This is a genomic window from Hahella sp. CCB-MM4, assembly GCF_002260525.1.
Lineage (GTDB): Bacteria > Pseudomonadota > Gammaproteobacteria > Pseudomonadales > Oleiphilaceae > Hahella.
In genome coordinates this window covers 444,053-459,552 of record NZ_MRYI01000001.1, presented here as the reverse complement: position 1 = coordinate 459,552, position 15,500 = coordinate 444,053, and the positions used below count along the sequence as shown (strand labels likewise).

The window sequence follows — 15,500 nt, the reverse complement described above, 5'->3', positions numbered from 1 at the left end:
CCAATCTGAGTTTTCTGGAATTAAAAAAGGCAGGACACACATTGTGTTGTGGTCCTGCCAAGGCTTTTCCAGGAAGACTTTTATTAATGGATATGGCAGGTAATTATCAGAACCAGATCTCCATTTGAGCACCAAATAACCAGGTGCCGCCGTCATATGGCGTGTTGGCAAAAGTGTCTTCTTCGAGGGAGTCGCCGAATCCGTTCAGATCATCATCCCAATCGATATAGGAGGCCATGAAGCGGATTTCCGGACGGTTGAAGAAGCCGCTGTTGGTATCCAGTTTGAATGTGGGGGCCACAGTTACTTTGTAGAATCCGCCGGATGCTTTTTCAGATCCTTCTTTCAAATCCATGTATTGGTAGGTGGATTCGTACACCATTTCAAAATTCTGGGTCAGTTCGTTGGCCAGGCGTACGTTGAAGGATGCCCAGGTAGCTTCGTCTCCTTTGGCATAACGGTCGTCGCTGTTTTCCACAAACAGGGCTGGAGCAATGCGCCAGTCGTCGCTAAGGTCAGTGACCATGTAGGCAAATGCCCGGACTGTGCTGGCATCTTCTGTTACATCGCCTTTTGCGCCGATCGCTTTAGGCTCGCCACCCAGGCCTTCACCATAAATGACACCGGCTTTGGCAAAGCCGCTATCCAGATTCATATGATAGGCCAGAAGAGTATGAATACCGTTGGTGGCCAGATCACTGCCGGTCTCGTCATGGTCAGGAGAGGTCATGGCACTGAACATGAACTGCCAGTGATCGCCAAAAAAGTTGTTAACATTCAAAATGTAGTTTTCGATATCTGTGTTGGTTGACTCGACATCATCGAAATCCCGACCATACAAGGAGATGTGTGTCTTCCAGCTGTCCGTCGGCTTGACGTCATAAATGCCCGCACCAGTGCCGGACAAGAAGGTGATATCTGAGTCAAAAAAGTGGATATCGTAATTGTTTCGGTCGAATCGTTTGCCCGCCCAGAGCGTCGCGTCTCTGAACGCCCCATTGAAGCTTTTTAGATTGGATAGTTCTACGTAGGCCTGGCGAACGTTGATTTTGCTTTCATCAGAAGTCCATTCATTTTTGGTCTCAACGCCATCGGCCACCATCACGGTATACCTGGCCTTGCTGCCATCATCATGAACAATATTTTTGGACAGGGTGATTTCAACGTAAGTGTCATCTTCCAACCCAAGGCGCCCAACTGGGCCGTTATAGCGACCGGCTGGCGTCATATAGGGGCCAGTGCCCACTGCACCATGTTGCTTTTCATCAAATAGCAATCCGGAGCGAGCATAGCCGTGGAACTCAAAGGAGTCTGCGGTTGCTTTTGCTTCGGTTGATGTTTGTTCAGCCTTTTCCAGACGTTTCTCCAGTTCAGACATTTTGGCTTTTATGTCGGAAAGCTCGTCGGAAGCGGCTGTGGCTTGGAAAGCCATGGATGAAATGAGAGGGATGCTCAGCGCTAGTAGAGTCTTTTTCATCATCGTACCTATTAGATTTATTGTGTGGTTCTGTTCGGACGTTGTGTTCTTCCATCAAGGGAAGATGTGATGAAATTTAACTAAAACGATTTAGTTAAATCAACATTTTTCCTCATGTTTTGAGCTTTTGTTATCTGGGTAAGAGCTGCTGCTATTATTTATATTATTGATACATATAAATAAATTATATAAATCTGATTGGTGTTTGTTTTTCTAAAATATTTAGATAAAAGCTAAATATTTAGGTTTTTTAATCCTAGATGGCTTTGGAGATGGCTTTGGAGATGGGTTGGATGAGTCTCATGACGCAAGCAGGTATGATGGAAGCCAGAAAGAAACTGAAGCAATAAATTGAATCGCTAAAAACTGGTAAGTGCTATGAATCTGGAAATACGCCCCATGAAGTTGGAAGACTATGACGCGGTCATTCGTATCTGGAATGAATCGGAAGGGCTTACCATGCGTGACTCCGATTCGCGGGAGGCTATTGGTCGGTACCTGGCACGCAATCCGGGGATGAGTTTCGTGGCGATTTGGGGAAGCGAAGTTGTCGGAGGTGTTCTTGTCGGGACCGATGGACGCAGGGGTTATCTGCAACATCTGGCGGTGGCGGGTTCTTATCGTGGGAGAGGGATAGGCAGGCAATTGGTGGCGGCTGCCGTTGATGGTTTGAAAAAGGAAGGTATTGAGAAAACGCACTTGTTTGTGCATGCGGTGAATACCACGGCACAGAACTTTTATGAGGAATTAGGCTGGTTTGTGCGCGATGAAATTCGTATGTTTTCCTTTAATTCCGGCACTAACAGGAATATTTAGGGGACACGTTATGTCTGCCAATACCATTGCCATCAATCAGCAAATGCATCCGCTGGAGCCGCATGAACAGGTGTGGTTATTTGGCTATGGTTCGCTGATATACAAAGCGGACTTTCCGTTCATTGAAAGCCGCCCGGCGAGTATCCGCGGTTGGTCCAGGCGTTTCTGGCAGGGCTCCCATGATCATCGGGGAACCCCCGAAACGCCCGGGAGAGTGGCGACTCTGGTGGAAGAGGAAGGGGCAAGATGTGGTGGCCTGGCCTATCTAATTTCTGCAGACGTATTTGAGCATCTGGATTACCGGGAGAAAAACGGATATCTGCGTCTGACAACCGAAATGACATTTCGGGACGGTTCCTGTGTACAAGGATTGGTCTATATCGCCACTCAAGACAACGCAGCTTATTTGGGGCCTGCCTCAACTGAAGATATTGCCCGCCAGATTGCCCAATCCCACGGTCCCAGTGGATCCAACATGGATTACCTTCTGCACTTGGCCGATGCATTGAGGCTGCTGGAGGAAGACGACCCCCATGTTTTCGCCATTGAAAGGCTGCTGATGGATATGGAGCCTGTCCTGGGGCATTCATAGGGTCATTTCCCGAAAACTGACGATAAAACAATGCAAAGCTTTGGCCATTCCGGCTTTTGTGATAGTTTGGCGTTTTATCGTTTAGGTGGTTAGAATCCCCAGTCCGGGCCATACTTCACATTGGCTTTTTCGAAACCCCACATATTTTATTTACTAGTTTTTACTATAAGTTAGAGCAGGATGCTGGATACCGCAGTTGCCATTGAAACGCCGGAAGGCATTGATTTTGATCTTGTCCCAAGTGGTCCGATTGCCCGCGTACTCGCCTATCTGGCAGACCTGCTGATTCGCGGTGTTGTGATGATCGCGTTGAGTATTTTTCTGGGGTTACTGGGTGACTTTGGCGGTGGGCTGTACCTGGTATTTTATTTTTTCCTGGAATGGCTGTACCCCGTGGTTTTTGAAGTTACCCGTGGTGCCACTCCCGGTAAGATGTGGCTGGACCTGAAAGTTGTTCATGATGACGGTACACCCGTTACGTTATCTTCCTCCCTGCTAAGAAACCTCCTGAGAACGGCCGATTTTCTTCCTCTGTTTTATGCCACCGGCTTGATCAGCATGCTGTGCAACGATCAGTTCAAAAGGCTGGGTGATATTGCCGCCGGCACTTTGGTTGTCAGAATATCCAAACCCCGACAGCCGGCGCGACAGGAATTGCCTCCTCCATCTCTATCGCCGGTTCCCCTCAATCAGGCAGAACAAGCGGCAGTAATACAGTTCACTCTCCGTCACGATGTGTTGTCGAAGCCGCGTCAGGCGGAATTGGCGGGCATTTTAGAGTCTATGCTGCTGGGAATGCCGGGTGATACTCAGTCTGTAACATCGTCGACTGAAGAGGCGGACCAAAAGAATGTCTTCAAGCTACGTCAGATAGGGGCCTATCTGCTCGGGAATAATCAAGGGGCGAATGCTCAGAATCAGACAGCTCAATCGTCAGAGGCGACGTCATCATGAAGCAGGCGCTATTTGAGCAGCAACACCAATCCTTCTGGCAGGAATATGCAGAATTGGTGGATGCCCTGGAAAAGAAACAGACTTGCGATTTCAAGCGTTTTGTCCCTGCCTACCGGCGCCTTTGTCAACACATCGCCATAGCGCGTCACCGCGGCTATTCTCCACACCTGGTCGATTTTCTGAACCAATTGAACTGGCGTGGACACCAACTGCTGTATCAACGTCCCAGCATGACCTGGATTGGCTTGATGGGGTTTCTGCGCTTTGGTTTTCCCCAGGCGGTTAGAGCCCACGCGAAGGTGATATCTATTGCCAGTCTGCTAATGTACGGCCCTGCACTGGTTCTGATCGGCTTGATACTCTGGCAGCCGGACTGGGTCTATTCACTGCTGGATGCCCATGAAGTGGCCAGTTTTGAAGCCATGTACGATCCGGACTCCGAGCGTTTGGGTGAGGCCAGAGATGCTGAATCCAATGTTTATATGTTCGGTCATTATATTCAGAACAACATCAGCGTCGCTTTCCGGACCTTTGCCACCGGGATTGTTTTCACGCTGGGCAGTCTGTTTTTTCTGACATTAAACGGCGTATTTTTTGGTGCGGTGGCAGGACACCTGACACACATCGGCTATACAGAACCCTTCTGGACCTTTGTGGTGGCCCACAGTGCTTTTGAAGTGACGGCGATAACTTTTGCGGGGGCTGCGGGGATAAAAATCGGTTTTGCGTTGCTGGCTCCGGGGTTACAGTCTCGCCGCCAGGCCCTTCAGAAAGCTTCCCGGGAGGTGGTGCCGATTATCTACGGCACGATCCTGATGTTGGTGATCGCCGCATTTATAGAAGCGTTCTGGTCGTCAGACCATAGTTTCCCGCCCCTGGTGAAATACTCGGTGGGTGCGGTCATGTGGATACTGGTTTTGGCCTATTTTACCTGGGCGGGGAGATGGCGTGAATCCAGCTAATATCGTATTTCGTTTACGCTCCCGTGATCCCCATGAAGCCGTAGACCTGGGATTCAAATTTGCCCGCCGTTGGTGGCCTTTGCTGGTAAAGCTCTGGATATGTGTCACGCTCCTTCCGTTCATTCTGGGGCTGTTGATCTTTGATAATTCCGTCTGGGCTTTGGTGCTTCTATGGTGGTGGCTGCCGATATGGGAGCGGCCCCAGCTTTATGTGTTGAGCCGGGCGGTATTCGGTGAAGTGCCATCTCTAAAGCAGACCCTTAGGGCTTTTCCCGGCATGCTCTGGAAGCAGATTCTGCCGAGCCTGACCTGGCGCCGACTCAGCCCCAGTCGTTCATTTGACTTGCCCGTACAACAATTGGAAGGATTGACGGGCCGGCCACGGACAATGCGACTCTCCGTGCTGCATCGGGATGGAGCGGGATCGGTGGCTTTCTGGCTGACGATCGTTGGCGCAAGCGTCGCCATCCTGTTGATGTGCGGGCAGGTGTTACTGCTGTATATGCTGCTACCCGATACCGTCACTCTGAGCTGGAAAACACTGTTCGACATAGACCTGCTATGGGCCGTTACCGGATATCTGTCACTGTCTTTGCTTGGCCCCTTCTATGTAGCGGGAGGGTTCGGTCTCTATCTGAACCGCAGGGTGCTGCTGGAAGGGTGGGACCTGGAATTGGTTTTCCGGCAACTGGCAGAACGTTGTTCCCGGGGCGGGGAGCATTCAGCCGTATCCACAAAGCCATCCAGAATGTCTTCGGGAGGCATGGCAGCTCTGATGCTGGCGATTTGCCTTTTTGCTTCCGGTTATCCGGACCTGTCATGGGCTGAAACCGGCACCGATGCCGCTGACGATGGGCAGGAGTTGTATACCCCTGAGAAAGCTCAGGATGATATCCAACAGATTCTGTCAGGGCCGGAATTCCGCCGTAAAGATGTCACCAGGGTTCCGAAGCTATGGAAAGACTGGCTGGAATCGGACACTGGCAATGATGAAGGGGACATTGCCGCACCTCCTGACTGGATACTCTGGCTGGGGCAGAATCTGGCCAAAGTATTTCAGGCAGCTGCCTGGATAGCGATTATCCTGGTCATTCTTTATGTTCTATATCGCCACCGTGATGCGTTACTGGCGGCCGTCAGCCGTGGCAGTGTTGTTCGTGCCAGGCCCGCGCTGACTCGAGTCATGAACATGGATATTCGGGAAATTTCGCTTCCTGAATCGGTCTCCAAAGCCGCCCAGACGTTGTGGCAGCAGAAAAAATGCCGTGAAGCGATCGCGCTTTTGTATCGTGCTTCATTGTCCCGTCTGGTGAATCGCTTTCCTCTTCGATTGTCTCCCGGTGCGACAGAAGGAGATTGCCTGCAGGAAGTCCGACGGCTGAATAAAGAGGAGATTTCCAGTTATTTTGCGAAACTGACCCGCAGTTGGCAGGCAGTTGCTTATGCCCACCATATCCCTTCACAAACAGACTTTCAGGAGCTTTGCCAGGGGTGGGTAAGCTTGTTTGAGAGCGGCGGATTAGAGAATGTTGGTGGCGTCGACTCAAAAGCCCCGGAAACAGGGGAGCCACATGCGTCGTAGTCTGGTGATCTCGCTATTGGTCGTGGCTCTGTTGGCCCTGGGATATCTGGTCTACCGACAGATAGAGTGGGTAGATTATGAAAAGGATCTGGGACCGACTCAGGAAGCCCGCCGTGATCCCTATTTCGGAGCCAAGCTGTATCTGGACAAACTGAATATATCTCATGAGAGCAAACTTCATTTCAGGGACTTTGATGATCCCACTTGGGCTGACTCAAAGCCGCTCGAAGACACCGTCGTACTGGTGGATGCATACGGCTCCCTGTCGGAGGCGCGTGCGAAGGTGTTGCTGGATTGGGTTTCCCGGGGCGGCCATGTGATTGCTGCTGCCAGCAATCCATTCCTGGATGATCCCAGCGGTGTCGATGATCCCTTGTTTGAGTATTTTGGCGTAGAAGTCGAGCGCAATGATGACAGCGAATTGGATAGTGATGTCTGGGACGCGATTGGTGACCTGGGGCACCTTTCCGGATGGTCTGACAAAGATGTCTGTGAGTTTCTTCCCGCACAAACGAGTTTTTACTTTGAAGATTATGATGACTACGACGTCAAAGCCCATTTCCTGACTGCGGATATCCTCCAGGCGGATCCCGATGACGCATACTCCATGATCGGCTCGGACTATTATGATGGTTCACTGATGGTGCAGTTTGAGCATGGTGACGGACTGGTTACCTTTATGGTCAGCTTCTCAATGTGGCAAAACTGGGCCATAGGCTGTCTGGATCATGCCTATATATTCTGGCAGCTGGTACCGGGTGCCGGCGAAGTGACTTTTTATCGAAATCAGGACTTTCCCGGTCTGGGGAGTGTGATCTGGAAGTATTTCCACCTGAGTCTCGTGATTGCTTTGTTGCTGTTGGTGGGATGGCTATGGATGCGTGGTAGCCGGTTTGGGCCGGTTCGGGAATATCATCCCAGCCTTCCCAGGCAATTACTGGAACATATCGATGCCAGCGCACGCTTCCTGTGGCGTATGGACAAAGGCCAGACTCTGTTAAAAAACGGCCGGGATATGGTGTTGTCCGTGCTCCGCTATCGCTATCCGGAATTTCTCCAGATGGAGACTGAAGAACGTCTCAGGCATCTGGCGAAAGTGTTGCATATGACACCTGAAGAAATTGATCTGGCGCTATGGCGTGATATTCAGGGGAATACCCCTGACTTTGTACATGCCGTGCGTCTGTTGCAAATGATAAAGGAAAAACTATGACTGCTTCCCCCTCAGAAATGACGTTATCCGAAGCCGCCTCGCAACTGGCCCGTTTGCGGGATGCACTGAATACCGTATTAATTGGCCAGCAGTCCGTGGTGGAACAAACTCTCGTGGCTCTGCTGTCTGGAGGTCACGTATTGATCGAAGGCGTGCCAGGACTTGGTAAGACTCTTTTGGTACGGGCGTTGGCCAAAACCTTCCGAGGTAAATTCAGTCGGGTGCAGTTTACCCCGGATCTGATGCCCAGTGACGTTACCGGCCATTCCATGTATCACATGGAAAGCCAGTCCTTTAAAGTCAGACGTGGTCCAGCATTCACCAATTTGCTGCTGGCAGATGAAATCAACCGAGCGCCGGCGAAAACCCAGGCGGCGTTGCTGGAAGTCATGCAGGAAAAACAGGTAACCATTGATGGCAATTCCTTCCCGGTGCCGTCTCCATTTATGGTGCTGGCCACCCAGAACCCGATTGAGCAGGAAGGGACCTATCCTTTGCCGGAGGCGGAGTTGGACCGTTTCATCATGAAAGTGCTGATTGACTTCCCACAATCCGACGATGAAGCCTTGTTGGTGCAACAGGTCACTGATCCTGCTTTGGCCAGGAAAGATTATCTCGATCAGGTGGAAGTCATGTTTGACCCTGAAATCGTGAAGTCGTGGCAGAGATTGAGCTGGTCGATCCTGGCGGACAAGGAAGTGCTGGATTATGCGGTCAGGGTTTGTCGTGCGACCCGGGAATGGCCGGGAATTGCGAGGGGGGCAGGCCCACGGGGCAGTATTAATCTGGTCACCACCGCACGTGCCAGGGCTTTGATGGAAGGCCGTGATTTTATTGTGCCTGATGATATCAAGTCTTTGGCTGTTCCCGTCTTGAGACACAGAATTCAACTCTCTGCAGAACGGGAAATTGAAGGGGTTTCCACTGACCAGGTACTCAGAGAAGTGTTGGAGCAGACTCCGGCACCCCGTCGCTGACAGGTGATCCGGTGACCCAAAAAGTACAACCTTCACCGCGTCTACTACAGCTACTCATCCTGCTGCTGTTGCTCTCAGCCGGTTGGCAGGGCTGGCTCGTCTGGCAAAAAGTATCGAATCCTGAAGCCACTGCCGGTTTTTCTGACGGAGCTGTCAGTCTTCTGATTGCGGCAGGTGCTATTTTAGGGCTGGTGCTGCTTGGTGATTTGGTTTTGTCCTGGCGTCTGACCAGTTTGTCTGCGTCGCGCCGGCTGACCCATAACCTGGCCTTGGAGCGCTGGGTAACGGTCGGATTACGACTCTCTTCCTCTTATCCCCGACCGCTTAAAGTCCGCGTGTTTGATATGGTGCCGGAGGACTGTGAATATCGTCAGCTTCCGGAAACCATAGAGTTGTTGCCCGGCAGGGAAACCGAACTGAGTTATGATCTTCGTCCCCGTCGGCGTGGCCCTCTGCTTATAACCCAGTATGCCGTACAGGTATCCTCCGTCCTGGGACTTTGGAGGTTGAGTGCCAAGCCGGAGCTGGTGTCGGAGTCCAAGGTTTATCCTGATTTTGCTTCTCTGACCGGCCTGCAGCTGCTGGCCATTGATCACCAGACCAGCCAATTGGGGATCAAGCGCAAACCCCGTCGTGGAACCGGGCTGGATTTTCATCAGCTGAGAGAGTATCGGCAGGGAGACTCTCTGCGTCAGATCGACTGGAAAGCGACTTCCCGACGTCACCGTCTGATTTCAAGGGAATATCAGGATGAGCGGGACCAGCAGGTCATTCTCATGCTGGATGGTGGCCGTCGGATGCTGACCCAGGAGGGCTATACCACGCATTTTGACCATTGCCTGAATTGCTTGCTCATGCTGTCTCATGTAGCCCTAAGACAGGGAGATGCGGTTGCGATGATGAGCTTTGGCTCGGAGTTAAGGCATATTGCGCCGGTCAAAGGTACCGTGAACATCAATCGGATATTGAACCAGTTTTATGATCTGTATCCGGATAAATCTGCGCCGGATTATCTCCAGGCGGCTCAGGAGCTGATGCTTCGATATCGCAAGCGTTCGCTGGTTGTGCTTACCACTAATCTGCGCGAGGAAGATACGGATGATTTGATTGCGGCCTGCCGGCTACTGAAAAAACGTCACCTGGTTCTGCTGGCCAACCTTCGGGAAAGCAGTCTGGACCGTGTGATGGGGCAGCCGGTAGATCATTTTGATCAGGCGCTGCGTTTTGCCGGTGTCGTGGACTATATGGCCGAGCGGGAACGGTTGCAGAAGCTGCTCCGGGCTGAAGGGCTATTTCTGATCGACAGCACCCCAGATCATCTGACCCCGGAAGTGATCAACAGTTACTACGCAATAAAAGGCGCAGGATATCTCTAGCGGTAGTGGAGACGTTATTCGAACTGTGCCTGGAATGAAACACTTCCAGACCCTGCTATATTTAAGATCTATAACCTGCCTGTTCTATTGGTTAGCTTTGTAATTTGTCACATTTTGAGTCATCGGCCGTTCGCTAAACGGAAGAGTGTCTAAACTTGATTGTGTGTCTTATATGCGATAACCGATTTACCACCATTAAAAGGAGACTATGAGTGAGTACCGACAATCTATATCAAACCCCTGGCTCGAATGTTGTTGAGCCTAGTAGCGGTGGAGAACTGACTGACCCCCAAAAACGCCCAATCAGTGATGGTTGGACCTGGATTGCAGATGGCTTTGGCCTGTTTAAAACAGGTATTGGTGTCTGGATCGGCATGATCATCGCGTATTTCGTTCTGATCATGGTGATATCTATTATTCCTATTGTTAACTTCTTCGCAGCCTTGATCGTTCCGATTTTTATGGGGGGATTTATGGTGGCGGCGCGACATTCAGATGTTGCCGGAGGGCCTTCATTTAGCGATTTGTTTGCAGGTTTTAAGGAGCAGACTGGAAATCTGGTACTGTTGGGACTGATCCAACTGGGAATGTACATTCTGCTGATGATTGTGGCATTTGCGCTGTTTTTTGTCATCGGTGGCAGTGGCATGGCCGGTATGATGGCGGGGGGTGAGCCTGACCCATCACAGATACAAGCAATGGGATTCGGTTTTGTCCTGGTCTTTTTGATTATGCTCGGCATTTCCATACCATTGATGATGGCGGTATGGTTTTCCCCAGCATTGGTCATATTGAATGGCTTGGGTCCCTGGACAGCCTTTAAGCTCAGTTTCAAAGGCTGTCTGCGTAACGTTGTGCCTTTTTTATGGTATGGCGTTATTGCATTCGTTCTGCTTTTTATCGCCATGATCCCGCTACTTTTGGGGCTATTGGTCGTTGGGCCGGTGCTGACGGCGTCTATGTATACCGGCTATAAAGCCATCTTCCTGTCTGAGTAGAGTTCACTCTCAACAGGTTATCCACGCCCGTGCCAAGCACGGGCTATTTTTGCAGCTCTTCGTGCGACTTGTTTATCAGTAATTGTTGATCCAGTGGCTTAAATTCACTATCCCTAAGACCGGTGATGACGGATTTTCCCTGGTGATTCACCTTTAATTCGCCGTACTTCGCATCACTCAGTTCTCGCCCCGTACCTTCCTCAAAAAAGTAAGCGTCACTGGCCAGCTTTACGAGGGAACCTCTTACCCGGAAAAGCAGGGCGTGCTCATTTTGGGAAAGATCCGGAAAATCAGTGGTAATCCGTTGCAGTTGAGCGACCTGATTTTGGTCAAGGGTGACCACGGCATAGCCGTCTTGGGTGATGCTGGTATCCAACTGTCGTCCAATGTCTCTCGCCAGTCGGTAGCGCAGGCTCATATAGTCCCCCTGTAATAGCGAGCGGGGATCCCGGGGAGCCAGTTCCAGCAGCACCGTTGATCCAGTGGAAAGTATGCGTTCTTTTTGGAACACCAGGAAATTGACCAGAACCAGAATAGCCAGGAGGGTCGCCCACAATATTCTAATGCGAGTCATCATTGGCCTCCCTGAGCTGTATCTTTGTCGGTATTTGTATCGGTAATAGCATTTGTACCGGTAACAGCACTTGCATCGGTAAAAGCATCGGCATCGGTAAACCTGGTGATCAGCCGGCTTACCATCAGGGCTACCAATCCGGAACTTACCAACATGATGGATTTCATCAGCAGAGTGGTTTCAATGCCATAGAAAAATGCCGTGAGAAAGACCGTGAAGAAGGTGACTCCAAGTCCTTGCTGGAATCTGTGGCCATTCAATGTGCCGGTGAGAACCACCGTCAAAGACAGCAGTATTCCTGGAGCGTGGATTGTCGTAGCTCCAAGCAGAATGGTTCCGGCCAGAATAATGTATAACACCTCAGGTTTTCCTGATCCGGATAATTGAGGGAGAAATTTCCATTCGGAGAGGCATAACACTGCCAGAATGCCAAGCGTGGACACCCAGGGGGTGGGATAAAACACAAAATCAGCCTCCAGCTCAGGCAGGATGTATATGGTGGAAATCATAGTCCAGGCCATGGCTGATATCAGCAGTCCGTTGGCCACAGGAGGGAGTAGGGAATCAAGTAGAGGGTTGGCGTTATCGGTGTTTATTCGTCGAATTATGGACCTCTGGAGTTCCTCCCGGCTCAGCAGAACAAACGCCGCCAGCAGAGCGGGACTGATAAATGGAATGAGTGCCTGCAATTCCCATTTATACAGCAGAGGCATCAGAGCACAGTTGATAAACAATACTGACAGAAAACGGTGAACACGGTCTGGAAATCCAAACACCAGGAGGAAATTGAGGAATATCAGTGTTAACAGAGCGCTTTCCATATCGTCCCAGGGGGAAGACTCTGCCACGGCGTATCCGATCAACAACTGGCCGACCAGACTCACTGACAGGGAGACGTGCCGCAGAAAATCATGCTGCGTGGAATAACAGAGCGCAAGCGATCCGATCAGAAAAACGATGCCCAGCACCATGAAACCACCTTCGGTCATGCTAACGCTGATACCGACGATGAACGCCATAAACAGCCAACTGCCCAGCCAGGCACCTATCCCGACCAATGCTTTGATATACCAGGGTTGAGGGGAATGTTGTTCCAATAGGTTGGCGAGCTCCAGGCATTGTGAGGAGGACAATTCCTCCTGCAAACCATTAGCCTGCATTTGGGCGAGTAAGTCATGCAGGGAGGGCGACTTGGTCATTGGCCGGACTCCTGTTTACGACTGATATTATGTAGCCAAATGGCCGCCAGAGAGGTTTCCACGATAACCAGGAGTGAGAGAAACAGGGCAAAGTCTATGCTGAGCGGCCCAAATCGAGCGATGGCAGACGTGATCAGCAGAATCATGGATAGCGCGCATTCGGCAAGTATGAACAAATCAATAGCCTTGCTTTGGTAGTAGAACACCATAGAGGCAAGTGCCAGGGCAAAGATCAGCAGGACGATCGCTTCGTGTGGATTGGGCCGGTTGTATTCGAGGCTGCCGAAAATGATGGTCAGGCTGGCAGCGGTTATTACGGCCAAAATACCTGTGGCTGTTACCCTGGGAAGCCAGCGTACTTTCATCCACGGTCGTTTGGAGTCCTTCCCGGACAGATATTCCCAGACAGTTAGGAATATACCGTTAAGCAGTGTCAGGACGATGGCCAGGTAGAGGTCAGTTACACACAATGCCAGCCAGATCAGGGGGCCGAAGATTTTGGAAAATTCTCCAAGTGGTGGTCGGAAAATCTCCGTCCAGTAAAGGATTACCGTGAGATTGACTAATACAGCGAGGAGCATCCACAAGGCCGACTGCCTTCCGATAAGTACCCAGGGTAATATCAGGATGGACCACGCCATAAACAGGCCGTAGGGATCGGCCCCTGTCTGATAGGTCTGGCCGAATACCACCAGAAATGTGCCTACCAGAAACGCACTGGTGAACAGGAATACTTTTCCAGGAAGTGTCGTAATTCCTAAACGCCAGGCTGCAACGATTCCCCCCAGTATTCCGGTTTCAATCAGACCGAATTTGGCAAAGCGATGAAGGTCCGCCCAGTTAAAGGCAAAAAAGCTGGCAACGCCTGCGAGCATCAGTGCACAGCCAACGATTAACAGGAATCTGGAGCAACTAATCTGCCATTGGGTTCTGGTGGGTATGTGGCCTGACAAAACCAGCGCCTGATTCAACGTGTCCTGATTCCAGCCCAGTGCCCGTGACATCATAACAATTCTCTCTCTGGTTGCCTTATACCGGGCGAGTGATGCCGGTTCGCCGGGAGATTGATTTTCAGGTTGAGTCACGTCCGATTCCAATGGCTATTCCTTTCGCAGGTTGAAGATATTCACAAGCGTTTTATTCACAAAAGATTCATTTACATCCTATCAGCAGAATAAACCATTGCGGGAGTTCGTCCAGTGCAGCGTAGCACTGTCGATATTTCCGGGGTGTTCAGGTGAATAACGGATTGTGATAAAAAAGTGATACTTTCGTGATAATTTTCTCGAAAAAATCCCCTAGGCTGCTCTTCAGCAGTCTCTATTCAATTGAAGGAAATATGGGGAGAGCCTAATGAAAATAACTTCACTCACTACGGCAGCTTTGCTGCTGGCTTCCAGCAGTGTTTTTGCCGATGGCTACAGCTATAACCAGACCTATCGGGTAGTGGTGACCAATATCACCAAGGGAATCAGTTTTACTCCTTTATTGGCGGCAACGCACAAGTCTTCTGTGAGATATTTTGAACTTGGTCAGCCTGCCAGTGATGAAATTGCTTTGCTGGCTGAAGGTGGGGATACGGGACCACTGAGTGCTGTACTGGATGCACAGCCTTATAAGGTACATTCGACAACGGTGACTTCAGGATTGTTGGGGCCAGGCCAAAGTGTGGAGTTTGAAATCGAGTCGAGCAATCGATTCCGCTATCTGAGTTTTGCTGGAATGCTATTGCCTACGAACGATTCTTTTGTTGCTCTGAATGCGGTGCCTTTACCCTGGTTCCAGTCCAGTACCTATTTTGCCCGGGGATACGATGCCGGATCTGAAACTGACGACGAACTCTGTGTCAATATTCCCGGTCCTACCTGCGGAGGCGAAGGGGCCTCACCGGGAGCTACGGGGGAAGGCTATGTATACATCAGTCCGGGGATTCATGGCGAAGGGGATTTGTCACCGGCGGCCTACGACTGGCGTGATGCCGTTGCCAAGGTGACAATTACCCGAGTCCATTGATGTGTCGAATTAATGGCCTCTTACTTTCGGTGATAGAGCACTGTCCTGGTTACCAGGGCAGGCTCTCACCGTTGGAGTGACGGAACTCACCGGTATTATCCAGGCTCATTTCATCAATACGTTGGATCAGTCGGCCGGCTGAGATATCAGGTGTAATGTCGCCGGATAAACCCGTCATTTCGGTCGCGACATATCCAGGGTGAAGGAGGGCAACGACAACACCTTTGGAGCGCAGATCCATCGCCATGGATTTGCCTATCGCGTTAAGACCGGCTTTGGATGTACGGTAGCCGTAGTACCCTCCCGATGTATTGTCTGCGACAGAACCCATGCGGCTGGTAATCAGCGCAACTTTAGCGCCCGCGTGCAGATTTGGCAGTAGAGCTGAAGTGACTCGAAGCGGACCCAGGGTGTTGACTTCGAACTGCTGGCGGATATTGTCCCAGTCGGGGGTTTCCAGTGATTCGTGATGGAGAACCCCAGCATTGTTGACGAGGATATCGACAGGCTGATCTTCCAGGGCGCCACGTATGGCTGCCACACAGCTGTCTTTGGAAACATCCACTCCCTCAATCACTTTCACACCCAGCTTTTTCAGTTCTGCTGAGGCATTTCGGCAAAGTGCGATAACTTCATCTCCCCGGTCCGCAAACTGGCGGGCGAATTCCAGCCCGATACCCCGATTGGCACCGGTAATGACGACATAAGCCATGTGATTCCTCCTTTTGTTTTCAAAACACCTATCAGGCGTATCCAAAGACCTGGCA

15 protein-coding genes are annotated in these 15,500 nt (G+C 50.9%); 10 read left to right on the top strand and 5 right to left on the bottom strand.

Going from position 1 to position 15,500, the window contains the following annotated elements; translation table 11 throughout:
* Positions 1-106 precede the first annotated feature (106 nt).
* Positions 107-1,480, bottom strand: coding sequence for a carbohydrate porin (locus tag BTA51_RS02100; protein WP_246840884.1), 1,374 nt, complete (start codon positions 1,478-1,480; stop codon positions 107-109).
* A 375-nt stretch (positions 1,481-1,855) separates the two neighbouring features.
* Between BTA51_RS02100 and BTA51_RS02095 the strand changes: the two genes are divergently transcribed.
* The 9 genes from BTA51_RS02095 (at position 1,856) to BTA51_RS02055 (ending at position 10,947) form a co-directional block, all read left to right on the top strand.
* Positions 1,856-2,293 (top strand): GNAT family N-acetyltransferase, encoded by a 438-nt coding sequence (locus BTA51_RS02095; protein ID WP_094705726.1) that lies wholly within the window; start codon positions 1,856-1,858, stop codon positions 2,291-2,293.
* A 10-nt stretch (positions 2,294-2,303) separates the two neighbouring features.
* On the top strand, positions 2,304-2,885 hold the full coding sequence (locus BTA51_RS02090; RefSeq protein WP_094705725.1) for a gamma-glutamylcyclotransferase: 582 nt from the start codon (positions 2,304-2,306) through the stop codon (positions 2,883-2,885).
* A gap of 180 nt (positions 2,886-3,065) precedes the next feature.
* Positions 3,066-3,839: an RDD family protein gene (locus tag BTA51_RS02085; protein WP_094705724.1), complete on the top strand. Its 774-nt coding sequence runs from the start codon at positions 3,066-3,068 to the stop codon at positions 3,837-3,839.
* Positions 3,836-4,801: a stage II sporulation protein M gene (locus BTA51_RS02080; protein ID WP_094705723.1), complete on the top strand. Its 966-nt coding sequence runs from the start codon at positions 3,836-3,838 to the stop codon at positions 4,799-4,801. Before BTA51_RS02085 ends, BTA51_RS02080 begins: the two co-directional genes overlap by 4 nt.
* The gene (locus BTA51_RS02075; RefSeq protein ID WP_094705722.1) at positions 4,788-6,383 is read left to right on the top strand and encodes a DUF4129 domain-containing protein; all 1,596 of its coding nucleotides are present in this window, start codon (positions 4,788-4,790) and stop codon (positions 6,381-6,383) included. Before BTA51_RS02080 ends, BTA51_RS02075 begins: the two co-directional genes overlap by 14 nt.
* The gene (locus BTA51_RS02070; protein ID WP_094705721.1) at positions 6,373-7,596 is read left to right on the top strand and encodes a DUF4350 domain-containing protein; all 1,224 of its coding nucleotides are present in this window, start codon (positions 6,373-6,375) and stop codon (positions 7,594-7,596) included. The genes BTA51_RS02075 and BTA51_RS02070 overlap by 11 nt, the downstream gene beginning before the upstream one ends.
* Positions 7,593-8,573: a MoxR family ATPase gene (locus tag BTA51_RS02065; protein ID WP_094705720.1), complete on the top strand. Its 981-nt coding sequence runs from the start codon at positions 7,593-7,595 to the stop codon at positions 8,571-8,573. The genes BTA51_RS02070 and BTA51_RS02065 overlap by 4 nt, the downstream gene beginning before the upstream one ends.
* 11 nt (positions 8,574-8,584) lie before the next feature.
* Positions 8,585-9,949 (top strand): DUF58 domain-containing protein, encoded by a 1,365-nt coding sequence (locus BTA51_RS02060; RefSeq protein WP_094705719.1) that lies wholly within the window; start codon positions 8,585-8,587, stop codon positions 9,947-9,949.
* Between the two features lie 212 nt (positions 9,950-10,161).
* Positions 10,162-10,947: a BPSS1780 family membrane protein gene (locus tag BTA51_RS02055; protein ID WP_094705718.1), complete on the top strand. Its 786-nt coding sequence runs from the start codon at positions 10,162-10,164 to the stop codon at positions 10,945-10,947.
* Positions 10,948-10,990: 43 nt separating this feature from the next.
* Here BTA51_RS02055 and BTA51_RS02050 read toward each other — a convergent pair whose 3' ends face one another.
* Genes BTA51_RS02050 through BTA51_RS02040 form a run of 3 tightly spaced genes read right to left on the bottom strand, consistent with a single transcriptional unit; the run spans position 10,991 to position 13,805 of the window.
* Positions 10,991-11,524 carry a GDYXXLXY domain-containing protein gene (locus BTA51_RS02050; protein WP_094705717.1) on the bottom strand — a complete coding sequence of 178 codons (534 nt, stop codon included), beginning with the start codon at positions 11,522-11,524 and terminating at the stop codon, positions 10,991-10,993.
* Positions 11,521-12,720 carry a DUF4401 domain-containing protein gene (locus BTA51_RS02045; RefSeq protein WP_094705716.1) on the bottom strand — a complete coding sequence of 400 codons (1,200 nt, stop codon included), beginning with the start codon at positions 12,718-12,720 and terminating at the stop codon, positions 11,521-11,523. Before BTA51_RS02045 ends, BTA51_RS02050 begins: the two co-directional genes overlap by 4 nt.
* Positions 12,717-13,805 carry a DUF2157 domain-containing protein gene (locus tag BTA51_RS02040; RefSeq protein ID WP_141215512.1) on the bottom strand — a complete coding sequence of 363 codons (1,089 nt, stop codon included), beginning with the start codon at positions 13,803-13,805 and terminating at the stop codon, positions 12,717-12,719. Before BTA51_RS02040 ends, BTA51_RS02045 begins: the two co-directional genes overlap by 4 nt.
* A gap of 268 nt (positions 13,806-14,073) precedes the next feature.
* On the opposite strand from BTA51_RS02040, the gene BTA51_RS02035 reads away from it, so the two are divergent.
* Entirely contained in the window at positions 14,074-14,733 is a 660-nt protein-coding gene (locus BTA51_RS02035) for a spondin domain-containing protein (RefSeq protein WP_094705714.1), read from the top strand.
* 49 nt (positions 14,734-14,782) lie between these two features.
* Here the strand turns inward: BTA51_RS02035 and BTA51_RS02030 are convergent, their stop codons facing one another.
* Positions 14,783-15,445, bottom strand: a complete 663-nt coding sequence (locus BTA51_RS02030; RefSeq protein WP_094705713.1) for an SDR family oxidoreductase — start codon at positions 15,443-15,445, stop codon at positions 14,783-14,785.
* Positions 15,446-15,500: the final 55 nt, after the last annotated feature.

Excerpts from the sequence above, each read along its gene's own strand:
- BTA51_RS02035 (WP_094705714.1), top strand. The coding sequence starts at position 14,074 with ATGAAAATAACTTCACTCACTACGGCAGCTTTGCTGCTGGCTTCCAGC.
- BTA51_RS02070 (WP_094705721.1), top strand. The coding sequence starts at position 6,373 with ATGCGTCGTAGTCTGGTGATCTCGCTATTGGTCGTGGCTCTGTTGGCC.
- BTA51_RS02095 (WP_094705726.1), top strand. The coding sequence starts at position 1,856 with ATGAATCTGGAAATACGCCCCATGAAGTTGGAAGACTATGACGCGGTC.
- BTA51_RS02080 (WP_094705723.1), top strand. The coding sequence starts at position 3,836 with ATGAAGCAGGCGCTATTTGAGCAGCAACACCAATCCTTCTGGCAGGAA.
- BTA51_RS02045 (WP_094705716.1), bottom strand. The coding sequence starts at position 12,720 with ATGACCAAGTCGCCCTCCCTGCATGACTTACTCGCCCAAATGCAGGCT.
- BTA51_RS02085 (WP_094705724.1), top strand. The coding sequence starts at position 3,066 with ATGCTGGATACCGCAGTTGCCATTGAAACGCCGGAAGGCATTGATTTT.
- BTA51_RS02050 (WP_094705717.1), bottom strand. The coding sequence starts at position 11,524 with ATGATGACTCGCATTAGAATATTGTGGGCGACCCTCCTGGCTATTCTG.
- BTA51_RS02090 (WP_094705725.1), top strand. The coding sequence starts at position 2,304 with ATGTCTGCCAATACCATTGCCATCAATCAGCAAATGCATCCGCTGGAG.
- BTA51_RS02100 (WP_246840884.1), bottom strand. The coding sequence starts at position 1,480 with ATGATGAAAAAGACTCTACTAGCGCTGAGCATCCCTCTCATTTCATCC.
- BTA51_RS02065 (WP_094705720.1), top strand. The coding sequence starts at position 7,593 with ATGACTGCTTCCCCCTCAGAAATGACGTTATCCGAAGCCGCCTCGCAA.
- BTA51_RS02030 (WP_094705713.1), bottom strand. The coding sequence starts at position 15,445 with ATGGCTTATGTCGTCATTACCGGTGCCAATCGGGGTATCGGGCTGGAA.